Origin of the sequence: Polynucleobacter sp. UK-Gri1-W3, assembly GCF_018881595.1 — a bacterium.
In the GTDB taxonomy this organism is placed as follows: domain Bacteria; phylum Pseudomonadota; class Gammaproteobacteria; order Burkholderiales; family Burkholderiaceae; genus Polynucleobacter.
In genome coordinates this window covers 35,959-50,400 of record NZ_JACVQA010000006.1, presented here as the reverse complement: position 1 = coordinate 50,400, position 14,442 = coordinate 35,959, and the positions used below count along the sequence as shown (strand labels likewise).

12 protein-coding genes are annotated in these 14,442 nt (G+C 46.8%); 5 read left to right on the top strand and 7 right to left on the bottom strand.

Features of this window, described 5'->3' with window-relative positions:
* Window positions 1-14: 14 nt before the first annotated feature.
* Genes dxs through xseB form a run of 3 tightly spaced genes read right to left on the bottom strand, consistent with a single transcriptional unit; the run spans window position 15 to window position 3,102 of the window.
* Window positions 15-1,916, bottom strand: coding sequence for a 1-deoxy-D-xylulose-5-phosphate synthase (gene dxs / locus ICN36_RS05475; RefSeq protein ID WP_216227376.1), 1,902 nt, complete (start codon window positions 1,914-1,916; stop codon window positions 15-17).
* Window positions 1,917-1,971: 55 nt separating this feature from the next.
* Window positions 1,972-2,868 (bottom strand): polyprenyl synthetase family protein, encoded by an 897-nt coding sequence (locus ICN36_RS05470; protein WP_216227375.1) that lies wholly within the window; start codon window positions 2,866-2,868, stop codon window positions 1,972-1,974.
* Window positions 2,869-3,102 carry an exodeoxyribonuclease VII small subunit gene (xseB, locus tag ICN36_RS05465; protein ID WP_216227374.1) on the bottom strand — a complete coding sequence of 78 codons (234 nt, stop codon included), beginning with the start codon at window positions 3,100-3,102 and terminating at the stop codon, window positions 2,869-2,871.
* A gap of 162 nt (window positions 3,103-3,264) precedes the next feature.
* Here xseB and ICN36_RS05460 point away from each other — a divergent pair, with 162 nt between their 5' ends.
* Both ICN36_RS05460 and ICN36_RS05455 read left to right on the top strand, forming a co-directional pair.
* Complete coding sequence (locus tag ICN36_RS05460; RefSeq protein WP_216227373.1) at window positions 3,265-4,371, top strand: SRPBCC family protein; 1,107 nt, start codon at window positions 3,265-3,267, stop codon at window positions 4,369-4,371.
* A gap of 48 nt (window positions 4,372-4,419) precedes the next feature.
* Complete coding sequence (locus tag ICN36_RS05455) at window positions 4,420-5,250, top strand: sulfurtransferase (RefSeq protein WP_216227372.1); 831 nt, start codon at window positions 4,420-4,422, stop codon at window positions 5,248-5,250.
* A gap of 6 nt (window positions 5,251-5,256) precedes the next feature.
* Here the strand turns inward: ICN36_RS05455 and ICN36_RS05450 are convergent, their stop codons facing one another.
* From ICN36_RS05450 to polA, 3 genes are read right to left on the bottom strand one after another with little or no spacing between them, the layout of a single operon-like run.
* Window positions 5,257-6,030: a ZIP family metal transporter gene (locus ICN36_RS05450; protein WP_216227371.1), complete on the bottom strand. Its 774-nt coding sequence runs from the start codon at window positions 6,028-6,030 to the stop codon at window positions 5,257-5,259.
* Between the two features lie 5 nt (window positions 6,031-6,035).
* Complete coding sequence (locus tag ICN36_RS05445) at window positions 6,036-6,911, bottom strand: dienelactone hydrolase family protein (RefSeq protein WP_216227370.1); 876 nt, start codon at window positions 6,909-6,911, stop codon at window positions 6,036-6,038.
* 47 nt (window positions 6,912-6,958) lie between these two features.
* Window positions 6,959-9,787, bottom strand: coding sequence for a DNA polymerase I (gene polA / locus ICN36_RS05440; RefSeq protein WP_216227369.1), 2,829 nt, complete (start codon window positions 9,785-9,787; stop codon window positions 6,959-6,961).
* Window positions 9,788-9,903: 116 nt separating this feature from the next.
* On the opposite strand from polA, the gene ICN36_RS05435 reads away from it, so the two are divergent.
* Genes ICN36_RS05435 through ICN36_RS05425 form a run of 3 tightly spaced genes read left to right on the top strand, consistent with a single transcriptional unit; the run spans window position 9,904 to window position 12,055 of the window.
* On the top strand, window positions 9,904-10,278 hold the full coding sequence (locus ICN36_RS05435; RefSeq protein ID WP_255531253.1) for a hypothetical protein: 375 nt from the start codon (window positions 9,904-9,906) through the stop codon (window positions 10,276-10,278).
* Window positions 10,279-10,298: 20 nt separating this feature from the next.
* Window positions 10,299-11,282, top strand: coding sequence for a homoserine kinase (locus tag ICN36_RS05430; RefSeq protein ID WP_216227367.1), 984 nt, complete (start codon window positions 10,299-10,301; stop codon window positions 11,280-11,282).
* Window positions 11,279-12,055 (top strand): BPSS1780 family membrane protein, encoded by a 777-nt coding sequence (locus ICN36_RS05425; RefSeq protein ID WP_216227366.1) that lies wholly within the window; start codon window positions 11,279-11,281, stop codon window positions 12,053-12,055. Before ICN36_RS05430 ends, ICN36_RS05425 begins: the two co-directional genes overlap by 4 nt.
* An 8-nt stretch (window positions 12,056-12,063) precedes the next feature.
* Here the strand turns inward: ICN36_RS05425 and ICN36_RS05420 are convergent, their stop codons facing one another.
* Entirely contained in the window at window positions 12,064-14,439 is a 2,376-nt protein-coding gene (locus ICN36_RS05420) for a UvrD-helicase domain-containing protein (RefSeq protein ID WP_216227365.1), read from the bottom strand.
* Window positions 14,440-14,442: the final 3 nt, after the last annotated feature.

Genomic DNA, 14,442 nt, shown 5'->3' with positions numbered 1-14,442 from the left:
CAGGCAAAACGGGCTTATTTGCCTGAAAGCGCTGAATTTACGGTCAATACTGCGGGAAAACGCTGTTTGATGGAGTTTGCGATGCCTTCTACATCCAAGCCACACTTAGTCATCAGCAAACTGTAGTCGCCATGCTCAATGAATTCATCAGGAAGACCTAATTGCAAGAGGGGTTTATTTATGCCGAGATTTGATAGGGCTTCCAGACAAGCACTGCCAGCACCCCCGGCGATAGCGCCATCTTCAATCGTTACGAAATAATCATGATCAACAGCTAATAATTGAATTAAATCCTTATCGAGCGGTTTAACAAAACGCATATTGGCAACGGTTGCATCAATACCTTCAGCCACTTCAAGAGCAGGGTATAGCAAAGTACCAAATGCCAAGATTGCCACGCGTTGGCCAGCAGGCGCCGTTGATTTGCGACGAAGCTCACCCTTACCCATTGGCAGAGTACGTAATTCTTTAGAAGGAATAGCACCAACTCCCGCACCACGTGGATAGCGCACTGCGCTTGGATGGGGTTGATGGAAAGCGGTTGTTAATAAATCGCGACACTCAGACTCATCTGCTGGCGTCATCACCAACATGTTTGGAATACAACGCAAGAATGGAATGTCATATGCGCCAGCATGCGTAGCACCATCAGCACCAACTAGGCCAGCGCGATCTAATGCAAACAGTACTGGCAAATCTTGTAAGGCCACATCATGAATGAGTTGGTCATACGCCCGTTGCAAGAAAGTAGAGTAAATAGCCACTACCGGCTTCATACCTTCGCAGGCCATACCAGCCGCAAAAGTAACTGCATGTTGCTCAGCAATACCAACATCGTAGTAACGCTTCGGAAAATTCTTTTCAAACTCAACAAGGCCAGAACCTTCACGCATTGCTGGAGTAATGCCGACCAACAAAGGGTCAGCATGTGCCATGTCACACAGCCACTCACCAAACACTTGAGTGAAGGTTTTCTTACTGGCAACTGCTTTTTTGACGCCCTCTTCAGGATTGAATTTGCTCGGACCGTGGTACAGCACTGGATCCGCCTCAGCCATGTCATAGCCCTGGCCTTTTTTAGTCACAACGTGCAAGAACTGTGGGCCGCGACCCTCTAAGGCCAAGCGACGTACATTCTGCAGCATCGGAATCAAGGCATCTAAATCATGACCATCAATCGGGCCGAAATAATTAAAGCCAAACTCTTGGAAAATCGTTGATGGTGAAACCATGCCTTTGGCATGATCTTCAAGGCGCTTAGCAAATTCACGTAAGGGTGGCGCAATTGATAGAACACTATCAATGCCTTTTTTTGTCGCTGAATAAATATTACCGCTGAGCAATCTAGCGAGGTGTCGGTTGAGCGCACCCACGGCAGGAGAGATCGACATATCGTTGTCATTTAAAATGACTACAAGCGGCAAGTCGTCATAAACACCAGCATTGTTCATGGCTTCGAAAGCCATCCCACCCGTCATAGCACTATCACCAATCACCGCCACAGCAACATGTCGCTCACCTTTGGTTTGAAAAGCGCGTGCCATACCCATTGCCGCAGAAATACTCGTTGAGGAATGGCCGGTGCCAAAAGCATCAAATTCACTTTCAGCGCGATGCGGAAAACCTGATAAACCTTGGTGCTGACGCAAGCTACTCATGCGCTCACGACGGCCAGTCAAAATTTTGTGTGGATAGCTTTGATGACCCACATCCCAAACGATACGATCGTCTGGCGTATCAAATACGTAATGCAAAGCAATCGACAGCTCCACTGTTCCCAAGTTTGACGACAGATGACCACCCGTCTTAGAAACAGAGTCCAATACAAACTCACGCAACTCATCAGCTAGAGCAGGTAGCTCTTCACGCGAGAGTTTTTTGAGATCGTCGGGGGAGTTAATGGAATGTAAAGTCATTGAACCTAAGTAATCTGTACTGATAAATTTCTCTTGCTACTCTCTTTTTACCCTCTTATTTGCCGCGATTGACAACCAAGAGAGCTAAATCTTTCAATGCCTGTGCTTGCGCACCAAAACTATCTAGGCTAGCGATTGCCGTTTCTTGCAAATCTTTAGCCTGCTTCAGTGCATAGTCTAAACCCATCAAGGTCACATAGGTCGGCTTATTCGCTGCAGCGTCTTTGCCAGCAGTCTTACCCAAGGTTTGACTATCAGCGGTGGCATCCAGCACGTCGTCAACAATCTGAAACGCTAACCCCAGGGCCTTTGAATAATGATCGAGATTTGCCATCTGCGCAGGGTTCAAGTTCACAGCAATACCACCTAATTCCACGGCGCATGACAACAAAGCACCTGTCTTCATGGCATGCATTTGTTTTAAGCCCGTCAAATCTAATTTTTTGCCAACGCTCTCTAAATCAATTGCCTGACCGCCTGCCATGCCGCGCGAACCAGAGGCAGCAGCCAAAGAGGCAATCATTTTGAGACGCACCTGCGCATCACAGTTTGTATTAGCCAGAATTTCGAAGGCGCGAGTTTGCAATGCATCACCAACCAATAATGCAGTGGCCTCATCAAAAGCTTTATGAACTGTAGGACGACCACGACGTAAATCATCATCATCCATGCAGGGCAAATCATCGTGCACTAATGAATAAGCATGAATACATTCAATTGCTACAGCAGCAGCATCCAATGCCTCACTACCTTCTTTTTCGCCACCTAATTCACCAGCTGCATAAACCAATAGTGGACGTATACGCTTGCCGCCCCCTTGTGCCGCATAACGCATTGCCTCATGTAAACGATGAGGAGTAGTTTGCGCGGAATCAAGCAAGCGATCTAAGGCTTGTTCAGTACGTTCAGAGTGAGAGGTGATCCACTCCTGAAATTGAAAAGCAGTGCTCAATTAAGCCTCGAATACGCGAACTTGTTGCTCAACCTGAGCGAGCATTCCTTGGCAGTGCTTGAGTAATGCCGCGCCACGTTGATAGGCGAGCAAGGTTTCTTCAAGGGAAAATTTGCCAGACTCCATATCGGAAATAAGCTTCTCAAGCTCTTTTACGGCCTGTTCATAGCATAAATCGGGGTCAATTTGGACCTCAAGACCGGGTTTTTGAGTCTCTGACTTCTTGGCTGGCATAAGCTTGTTTCCTTGATATTTCCGACACAGATAGCCCTACATATTAAAGCGAGAAACCCCTTGGATGGGTATAATCCCTCCCTTCCTTTCCAATATCGATCCGTCGATGGTTGGATTGGTTATTCCGCTTAGCTTCGGCTGACGTTTTCGGGGGTGGGGAGAATGACTAATCTGGCTACCGCGCAGAAGCTTGCGCCGTCCAAACTACAACTGCCGGTTTCGGCATATTTTGACGCTGAGTTATATCAGCGCGAAATTGAACTGCTTTTTAAGCAGGGCCCTGGCTATGTTGGTCATGAACTCATGGTGCCTGAAATGGGCTCCTATCAAACCTTAAGAGCAGAAAACGAAGGTCGCATTCTTGTTCGCAACGAATCTGGTGTAGAACTGCTTTCAAACGTTTGCCGTCATCGCCAAGCATTGATGCTCAATGGTCGCGGCAAAGCTGACAATATTGTTTGCCCATTACATCGTTGGACCTATGACTTAGCTGGCAATTTATTAGGTGCCCCACACTTTGAAGATAAGCCCTGTTTAAATCTTGGTAAATCTCCTTTGCAAAATTGGCAAGGACTCCTATTCGAAGGTCCACGTGATGTGCGCACTGACCTCGCCAAACTAGGTGTTGCTGACGATCTCAAATTTGATGGCTATGTACTCGATCACGTTGAAGTACATGAGTGCAATTACAACTGGAAAACATTCATCGAGGTTTATCTCGAGGACTATCACGTTGTTCCATTCCATCCTGGCTTAGGCAAGTTTGTTTCTTGCGAGGATCTGCACTGGGAATTTGGTGACTGGCATAGCGTACAAACTGTCGGTATTCATAAAGATTTGCAAACTCCGGGCTCACCAACATATCGCAACTGGCATGAGGCAGTGCTTCGTCAGTTCGACGGCAAAGCCCCGCGACATGGGGCTATTTGGCTGACCTATTACCCTAATGTGATGGTGGAGTGGTATCCGGGCGTGTTATGCGTCTCCACGTTGCACCCAATGGGACCCGGCAAAACACGTAACATCGTTGAGTTCTATTACCCAGAAGAAATCGCCTTATTTGAACGTGAGTTTGTTGAAGCAGAACGTGCTGCCTACATGGAAACTTGCATCGAAGATGATGAAATCGCCGAGCGCATGGATCAGGGACGTGCAGCACTTCTAGCTCGTGGCGTGAATGAAGTGGGCCCATATCAAAGCCCCATGGAAGATGGCATGCAACATTTTCATGAGTGGTATCGCCGCGTCATGAATTTTGAAGGCGCATAATCTGGACACGCTTTACTAATACCTCTTGCCACTTATAAAGGAAGCATCATGACTCCTCTAATCTCAGCGAATCAGTTAGAAGAAATCATTAATAGCGGTGAGAATGTATTGCTCTGTGATTGCCGCTTTGATTTAGTGAATCCACTGATTGGCAAAAAGTCCTACGAAGAAAGCCACATTCCTGGCGCTATTTATGTCGACCTTGATAAAGATATGTCAGGGACAAAAACAGGTAGCAACGGTCGCCATCCTCTGCCTAGTCCAGAAGCTTGGGCGCAGACCAAGACTCGCTTAGGGATCAGCCCGAACACTTTGGTGGTGGCCTATGACAAACAAGGCTCCGTATATGCCAGCCGCTTATGGTGGATGCTTAAAGCCACTGGGCATGCCAATGTGCAGGTGTTAGATGGCGGGTTAGACGCCTGGAATGGCCCTATGGGCACAATTCCCAGGGCGCCAACTCCATGCAACCAAGATATTGGCGTGATGCCTTATGCGGGCCTTATGCTGGTTGATGAGGTTGTAGGCAACCTGCAAACCCAGAAAAACAAAATTATTGATGCTCGAACAGAAGATCGTTTTCATGGCCAAAATGAAACCTTAGACCCTGTTGGCGGGCATATCCCCGGCGCAATGAATCGCTTCTTTAAAAATAATCTCAACGCGACTGCATTTAAAACTCCGGAGCAATTATTCAAAGAGTTCTCAGAATTTCTTGGCCCTATTAAAGCGTCTGAAGTCATTCATCAATGTGGCTCAGGCGTCACTGCTTGCCATAATCTTCTAGCGATGGAGCTTGCGGGATTCAAAGGTTCTCGCCTATATGCGGGTAGCTGGAGCGAATGGTGCGCAGACCCCAAAAGGCCTGTTGAGCTTTAAAGCTCGTTAGTGCAATAGGGACAGTAGGATCACAAACCCTACACCACAAGCAATCAAGACCGTCTGACGTAAGGACTCAACCCAGTGTGGGCGACGATGCATTTGCGGAATGAGATCACTTACTGCAATATAAATAAAACTACTAGACGCAATGACTAGCAAGTAAGGCATCGCTGCATGGGCACGCTCCAAAAAGAAATATGCCAGTACCCCGCCAACTACAGCCGATAAGCCGCAGATAAGGTTGTATAGCAAAGCGCGTGCGCGTGAGAAGCCAGCATTAAGCAACACAATGAAATCGCCGATTTCTTGTGGAATCTCATGAGCAATGATTGCAATGGCTGTAAAGATGCCTACCTGATAGTCGGCCATGAAGGCTGCGGCGATCAAGATGCCATCTACAAAGTTATGAATACCATCGCCAACCAAAATCATCCATCCACTACGCCCAGCATTTTCAGCATCATGACCGTGGTGGTGGTGGTGCCCATCGCCTTCATGATGGTGATCATGACGCAATAAAGCGATCTTCTCAAGCAAGAAGAAACCCAATAACCCAGCAAGCAAAGTTGCGAATAAGAACTGAGGTTTTGCACCTTCCATGCTAAATGCTTCAGGCAAGGAGTGGAGTAAAGCAGTTGCCAACAAAATACCAACAGAAAAACTCACCATGTTGTTGACCATCTTGGAGAGCATGGCCAAAGAACAGCTTGCTGCGACTAAGACGCTAGCAGTGCCAGCTAAGGCGGTGACCAGGAGAATGGTTTGTAAAACAGTCATCGCGCTTACACCACTCCCATTTTCTTAAACCAGGCAATACATTTTTCCCAACCGTCTTTGGCAGGACCCTCACGGTAGCTAGCGCGGTAATCGGCATGGAATGCATGAGGGGCATCTGGATAAACCTCAAATTCACAGGCCTTAGCAGCAGGATTCTTAGGAGCAGCCTGCGCTAAAGCGGCGCGCATTTGTTCAATGCTCTCTAAAGAGATCCCGGTATCAGCAGCGCCGTACAAGCCGAGCACTGGCGCTTTTAAATCAGCAGCAATATCTACAGGATGTTTGGGGTTACCTTCAGTCTTCTCGCCGATGAGGCGACCATACCAAGCTACGCCTGCACGAACTTGCGGCAAAGTTGCTGATAGCCATGTAATACGACCACCCCAACAGAAGCCGGTTACACCGACCCGCTTGAGATCACCGCCATTTTTGCCAGCCCATACCAATGCAGCTTGCAGATCATTCAAGACCTGAGCATCTGGAGTCTTAGCCACAATATTGGACATAATTTCTGCAATCGTGCCATAAGCATTAGGATCACCTGCGCGCGAAAAAAACTCAGGAGCTATCGCAAGATATCCCAACTTCGCAAAACGTCTTGTTACATCAGCAATGTATTCGTGCACACCAAAGATTTCACTCACCACAATAATGATGGGTAAAGAGCCTTTGGATTTTTCAGGTCGCGAAACGTATGCGGGCAACTGAAAGCTACCTACGGGGATCATTTGCTCACCGGCTTTGATGCCCTTGAAATCCGTTTCGATAGCAGCGGCCATGGTAGGCTCAGAAGCCGCCACAAATCCAACCCCAATTGCGGTCGCACCCAGTGTGGATGTCTTCATAAAATTGCGTCGACTATTTTGAATATCTTTGCTCATTATCTTGTCCCCTAGCTTGCATTACTCATTCAGCACTTAATCAATACTTAATGCGCCTCTTCCCAATTATCGCCAATCCCAATACTAACCACCAAAGGCACCTTGAGATCAGCAACGTGACACATTAAATCCGGTAACTTTGCCTGCAGTAGTTCAATTTCATCCAAGGGCACATCAAATACCAATTCATCATGGACTTGAAGCAGCATTTTGGTTTTTAACTGCTCTTTTTCCAACCAATTCTCAACAGCAATCATCGCTAACTTAATTAAGTCTGCAGCAGTACCTTGCATCGGAGCATTAATTGCCGCACGTTCGGCGCCTTGGCGGCGAGGACCATTTGATCCCTTGATTTCCGGTAACCAAAGACGTCGCCCGAAGACAGTTTCTACGTAACCATTTTCCCGTGCCTCAAGACGAGTACGCTCCATATACTGAGCAACTCCTGGATAACGATCAAAGTATTTGGCGATGTAGTTTTGCGCAGCTGAACGCTCAATACCCAAGTTACCCGCTAAACCAAAAGCACTCATGCCGTAAATAAGGCCAAAGTTAATCACTTTGGCATAACGACGTTGCTCAGAGTTGACATCATCCAAAGGAATTCCAAAGATCTCTGCCGCAGTAGCTTGGTGAACGTCTTTGCCTTCTCTAAAGGCGGTTAATAGATTTTCATCTTCGGCGATATGCGCCATGATGCGCAACTCAATTTGGGAGTAATCCGCTGATAACAATTTACATCCTTCTGCCGGAATAAAGGCCTCGCGAATACGACGACCTTCTTCTGTGCGCACGGGAATATTTTGTATATTTGGATCGCTTGATGCCAGGCGACCGGTAACTGCGGTAGCTTGAGAAAAGTTTGTGTGAACGCGCCCAGTCTTGGGGTCGGCCATACGAGGGAGCTTCTCAATGTAAGTAGACATAAGCTTTGCCAAGCTACGGTAATCCAGAATTCGTGCTGGTAGCGGATAGTCTTCAGCCAACTTCTGTAAAACCTCTTCATCCGTAGAGGGCGCACCCGATGGTGTCTTTTTAATAACTGGGAGCTCAAGTTGCCCAAATAAAATTTCTGCGATTTGCTTGGGTGACTGAATATTGAAAGGCTGACCTGCCAACTTATGAATCTCACCCTCTAGCTCAAGTAGACGTTTACCTACTTGCTGCCCTTGTTTTGCCAATAGCGCGGAATCAATCCGAATGCCATTGCGTTCCATGATGCCAAGCACTCTCATGGCCGGCATCTCAACGTTTTCATAGATGTAGAGCAATCCAGGGCTTTCCTGAATCTGTGGCCACAACTCTAAATGAAGGCGTAAGGTAATGTCAGCATCTTCAGCCGCATAGTCTGTTGCAATCTTCAGATCTACTTGATCAAAGCCAATCTGGTGAACCCCTTTGCCGCAGACCTCTTCATAGCGAATAGTCTTCATGCCCAGATGGCGCTCAGCTAAGCTGTCCATGTTGTGTGGCATATGTGACTCGAGTACATACGATTCGAGCAAGGTATCAAATGCAACGCCTTTTAAAGTAATGCCATAGTTAGCAAAGATATGGGCGTCGTACTTTAAGTTTTGCCCCACCTTTAAATGTGTTGCACTTTCTAACCAAGATTTCATGCGTGCAAGAACTAGATTTCGATCAAGCTGCACTTCACCATTGCGGTGAGCCACTGGAATATAACAAGCCTCACCGGGCTGTACCGATAAAGAAATACCTACGAGCTCTGCAGCAAGCGCATCAAGGCTAGTTGTTTCTGTGTCCACCGCCGTTAGCGCAGAAGACTCAATCTTTTTCAACCACTTCCCTAAACCCGCTTCATCTACTACACATTCATAGTGACGCTCGATCGCATCATGGGAGTCACGAGTTTCTTGTGACAAATCTTTGGTTGGCGAGCTAGCAATAACACGAGACTTTTTCTCTTCCTCATTCTGATTAGCGCTAGAGTTAATGGGGCTACCAGCCAAATCGAATGAAATCGCTTCAGAGCCCTTATTTTCAGGGCTTGTGAGTTGCTTTTCTACATCACGCAACCAAGTCTTAAAGGCATAACGATCAAACAACTCGCGTAACAATGGTGCATCCTCAGACTTCGCATGCAAATCATCCAAGCTCGGTAGATGCGGTGATAAATCGCAATCTGTTTTTACCGTAATCAGTTGACGTGCTTGCGGTAACCAAGGAAGCGTAGCGCGTAAGTTTTCACCAACGACACCTTTAACTTGATCGGCATTTGCCATTAAGTTATCGAGATTGCCAAATTCTGCCAACCATTTGTTTGCCGTCTTTGGCCCCGCCTTCGGAACACCCGGTACGTTATCCACGGTATCGCCGATGATGGATAAATAATCCACAATCAATTCTGGGGGAACGCCAAACTTTTCCTTTACACCTTCGATATCTAGCTTTTCATTCGTCATCGTATTGATGAGAGTGACCGAAGGATTTACTAATTGCGCTAAATCTTTATCGCCAGTGGAAATAATGGTTTCCCAACCTGCTTGGGTTGCTTGGCAAGCCAATGTACCAATCACATCGTCCGCCTCAACACCAGAAACCATTAATACCGGCCAACCCAGTGCTTTGACCATGGCATGAATAGGCTCGATCTGTTTAACCAAATCTTCAGGCATAGGGGAGCGATGTGCTTTGTACTCCGAGTACATTTCGTCGCGGAAAGTCTTACCTTTGGCGTCAAAAACACAGGCTATATGGTCAGCCTTGAGTTCAGAACGGGCTCGGCGCATCATATTAACCATGCCATAGATCGCACCAGTAGGCTCTCCAGCCCCATTTCTGAGGTCTGGCATGGCATGAAAGGCGCGATAAAGGTAGCTAGAGCCGTCTACCAACAAGAGTCTATGTTTAGTCATACTGCAATCGTACAATCTAGTTGTGAATTGCCTACAGGTCTGGTTAGGGAACCGTCCGAGAGTAGGCTTAAAAAGGTGAAAAAATGCATTATTTAACTAACTTAATTAGCCACTCAATGAGTCAAAGTCTAGCCCTAATGAGCTTTTTAGCGGTTTTTGGACTTTTGGGTGTTAATTCAGCCCAAGCTCAGAATAACAGCCAGGCACTAAGCCCTTCAGAATTAAACCGTATTAATAATCAACCACTCTCCCCAACAGTCAGTCCTGCTGGAGTGCTCAATTCTCCAGAAACACGCAAGCCGAACTATCAATACAAAGATAAAAATGGTACGACGGTTACTGAATACAAAGATGCTAACTCACCGACACAAGTCGATGTAAAAACACCTTTCACCAGCTATGAAATGGCGCCACCTACATCAGTGATGCCTGGACCTGCAAAAGATACTGATCTTATTAGTATTCCCAGCATTAGCATTCCACTTAGATAATTTTTAAAGTAATTTAGTTTATGGCCGTATTTACCCCGATTGAGCTTGAGGATATTTCTCAATGGATCACTCAAGACTTTGACATCGGCCAAGCTCATGCAATCCGCGGTATTCATGGTGGTATTGAGAACTCTAATTTTTTCTTAGACACCATTAAAGATGGCAAGAAGCATGAATATGTTTTAACCATCTTTGAAAGATTGACTGCTGCGCAACTCCCTTTCTATCTAGAGTTAATGCGCCACTTAGCGAACAAAGGTGCGCCTGTTCCCAAGCCTATTGAGAACAAGCATGGAGAAATCCTATTTACCCTCAAAGGCAAGCCAGCAGCCATTGTCACTAAATTACCAGGCCTTTCTAGACTGCAGCCAGAAGCCAATCATTGCGCACTCGTGGGTGAGATGCTTGCCAAAATGCATTTGGCGGGAAAAGATTTTCCGAAGGTACAGGAAAATCTTCGCAGTCTTGCTTGGTGGCAAAAAACAATTCCTCAAGTACTTGCTCATTTAAATACATCACAAAAAGAACTGATTACCCATGAGTTAAAAACCCAAGAAGAGTTCTTTGCCTCTGGTGTTTATGATGGCTTACCCCAAGGTGCTAGTCATTGCGATCTGTTTCGTGACAACGTCTTATTCGATCCAAAAGGAACGGATGCATCTGATGTATCTGAAGATCAATTAGGCGGCTTCTTCGACTTCTACTTTGCTGGCACTGATAAATGGTTATTTGATATCGCCGTGACCGCAAACGATTGGTGTCTTGCTGACAACAAACAAGATTTAGATCCCATGCGTTTAGATGCGTTCATGAAAGCCTACCAATCAGTTCGACCCCTTACTAAAGAGGAGCAAGCTAGTTGGCCCCTCATGTTGCGCGCTGCCGCCCTGCGCTTCTGGGTCTCAAGGTTGTGGGACTTCTATCTGCCGCGAGACGCTCAAATGCTAACCCCTCATGACCCTACGCACTTTGAACACATTCTATTAAGTCGTCGCTCACTATGAAACTCAATTCAGTAGCACCAAAAGAAGGCTACACCTGGATTAGGCAAGGTATTTGGCTTTTCAAACAAAACCTTTTGGGCTTCTTGATGTTGGTGTTCATGTATGTATTTGCTGCTCAATTAGCAGTGATCATTCCCGTCATTGGTGTTTTTGCCGTACTGCTTCTCACCCCAACCCTTTCCGTTGGTTTCATGACTGCTTGTCGCCAAGCAATTCAAAAAGAGCGCATTAGGCCGATGGTCTATTTAATTGCACTTCGGTCTAGCCCTATTATTCGCAAAAGAATTTTGCAATTAGGCCTGGTGTACGCTGGCATAATTTTGTTGCTCAGCTTCATCTTAAGTCTCTTAGTGGATTTTGAATTGCTGCTTCCTTTGATGACAAGCGAAAAGCCGATTACCCCAGAAGCGCTGCGTCAGGTTTACTTGGTGCTCTTCTTCGGAGCAATACTGTATGTGCCAGTGGCAATGCTGATGTGGTTCTCACCAGTTTTGGTGGCATGGGCTGATATGTCTGTCCCTCAAGCTCTTTTCTCTAGTGCATTAGCATGCTGGACTAATAAAGCAGCATTCTTTTTGTATCTTTCAGTTTGGAGCGCCATTCTGATTGCTATTCCACTGACAGTCGGAATGATTTTTGATGCACTCGGTCTAGGGCAAGCAGCTTCTTTCATCATCGCCCCCATCTCCATGGCAGGTTTAACAGTAATGCACTGTTCTTTCTATGCAACCTGGAAGGCGTGCTTTACTGAAGATGAAGTGTTGCCTATTTAACTGTCTTATCAGTCAATCGCAGCAAGCTTCGCAATGCTTAGCTGTAACCATTTAATACCGTGGCGCTTGAAGTTCACTTGTGCCCGTGCATCAGCATCCACTCCCTCAAGACCAGTCACACGTCCCTCACCAAACTTGGTATGGAACACGTTTTGTCCAATCGTGAATGGATAATTTCCACGCGGGGGAGAAGCCAATCTTTTCACCTCCATGGAGGCTGAGCCAACTCTCTTGGCTGGCCTTTGACGCTCAGAGCCAGAATCAAAAAAGTCATTGGATTCATATTCACGTTGGCGGGTATAGCCATCTTGCCAGGTAGACCCTGTTCTTGAGTTACTGTTACCACTCCCACCCCAACGTGCATCTCTTGCTTTAGGGGTAAGCCACTTTAATGAATCGGATGGAAGCTCTTCCAGGAAGCGAGAAGGCATGTTGTAACGCACCTGGCCATGCAACATGCGTGATTGAGTGTGCGAAAGGTACAGGCGCTCTTTGGCACGCGTAATCGCCACGTACATCAGACGACGCTCTTCTTCTAAGCCATTCTGCTCATTAACACTGTTCTCATGGGGGAATAAACCCTCTTCAAGACCGGTAATAAATACTGAAGTGAACTCTAGGCCCTTAGCTGAATGCACTGTCATTAACTGCACAGCATCTTGACCAGCCTGAGCTTGGTTATCACCGGCCTCCAATGAAGCATGGGAAAGGAAGGCAGCTAAGGGTGAAACCTCCACAACACCTGGAGCATTCTCACCCGGCAGCATGACGGCGGCTGCATCCTGACCATAACCTTCTTCTGCAATAAATGCAGTAGCAGCGTTAATCAATTCTTGTAAGTTCTCGACGCGATCTTGCCCTTCACGCTCTGAGAGATAGTGCTGAATCAAGCCGCTATTCTGAATCACAAATTCAACTGTTTCAGGCAAAGTATTATGACGAGTAGCTTCACGCATATGATCTACTAGGCGAACAAATCCACCCAAAGCTGCTCCTGCTTTACCTTCTAAAGAAGAAGCGGCCAAATACAAGGAGCATTGCTGCGCTCTAGCGGCATCTTGCAATGCTTCAATTGATCTTGCACCAATTCCGCGAGTAGGAAAATTCACGACCCGAGAGAACGATGTATCGTCATTCGGATTTTCAAGCAAGCGTAGGTAGGCTAGTGCATGTTTAATTTCGGCGCGCTCGAAGAATCGTAATCCGCCATAAACACGATACGGAATACCTGCAGAAAATAATGCGTGCTCAATAATGCGTGACTGGGCATTACTGCGATAAAGTAAAGCGACTTCTGTACGTTTGATGCCACTATTTACCAAAGCTTTGATCTCATCCACCAACCAAGCAGCTTCAGCATGATCACTAGGAGCCTCATAGATGCGGACTGGCTCGCCATGACCAGCATCGGTGCGCAGGTTTTTACCAAGGCGCTCAGAGTTATTGGCAATCAAGTGATTTGCAGTATCCAGAATATGGCCGTGCGAGCGATAGTTCTGTTCCAGCTTGACCATTAGAGGGTGATATTGCTTTTCGTAAAGGCGCATGTTTTCAACATCAGCGCCACGGAATGCATAAATGCTTTGGTCATCGTCGCCCACCGCGAATACGGAACTACTACCCATACCACTGACATTGATTCGACTTGCATCATGGCCTGATAACAATTTAAGCCATGCATATTGCAAAGCATTGGTATCTTGAAACTCGTCGATCAGGATATGACGGAAACGCTCTTGGTAATGCGTACGAATAGCTTCGTTATGTTTGAGTAGTTCATAGCTACGCAATAAGAGTTCAGCAAAATCAACCACACCCTCACGTTGACATTGCTCATCATAAGCTGCATACAGTTGCGCCATCTTGGCTTGGAAATCATCGCCAAGCGCTAAATCTTTCGCACGCTGCCCACGCTCTTTGGCATGAGCAATGAAATATTGCAATTGCTTTGCAGGATATTTTTCATCATCGACCTTTAAACCCTTTAATAGGCGCTTAATTGCTGAAAGCTGATCCTGGGTATCCAGAATCTGAAAAGTAGATGGCAAACCCGCCTCTTTGTGGTGAGCGCGCAATAAACGGTTGCAAAGACCATGAAAGGTGCCAATCCACATCCCACGGGTATTAATTGGCAGCATGGCGCTCAGACGAAGCATCATCTCTTTGGCGGCCTTATTGGTGAAGGTCACCGCTAGGACGCCAATCGGGGACACCTGGCCGGTCTGAATCAACCAAGCTATACGGGTGGTGAGGACACGAGTCTTGCCGCTCCCTGCCCCAGCCAAAATCAAGGCTGACTGGGCTTGATCATTTTCATTTACGGGCGGGAGGGTCACTGCCTCGCGCTGTTCTGGGTTGAGGTTCGCGAGCAGGTCTGAGTACATCAG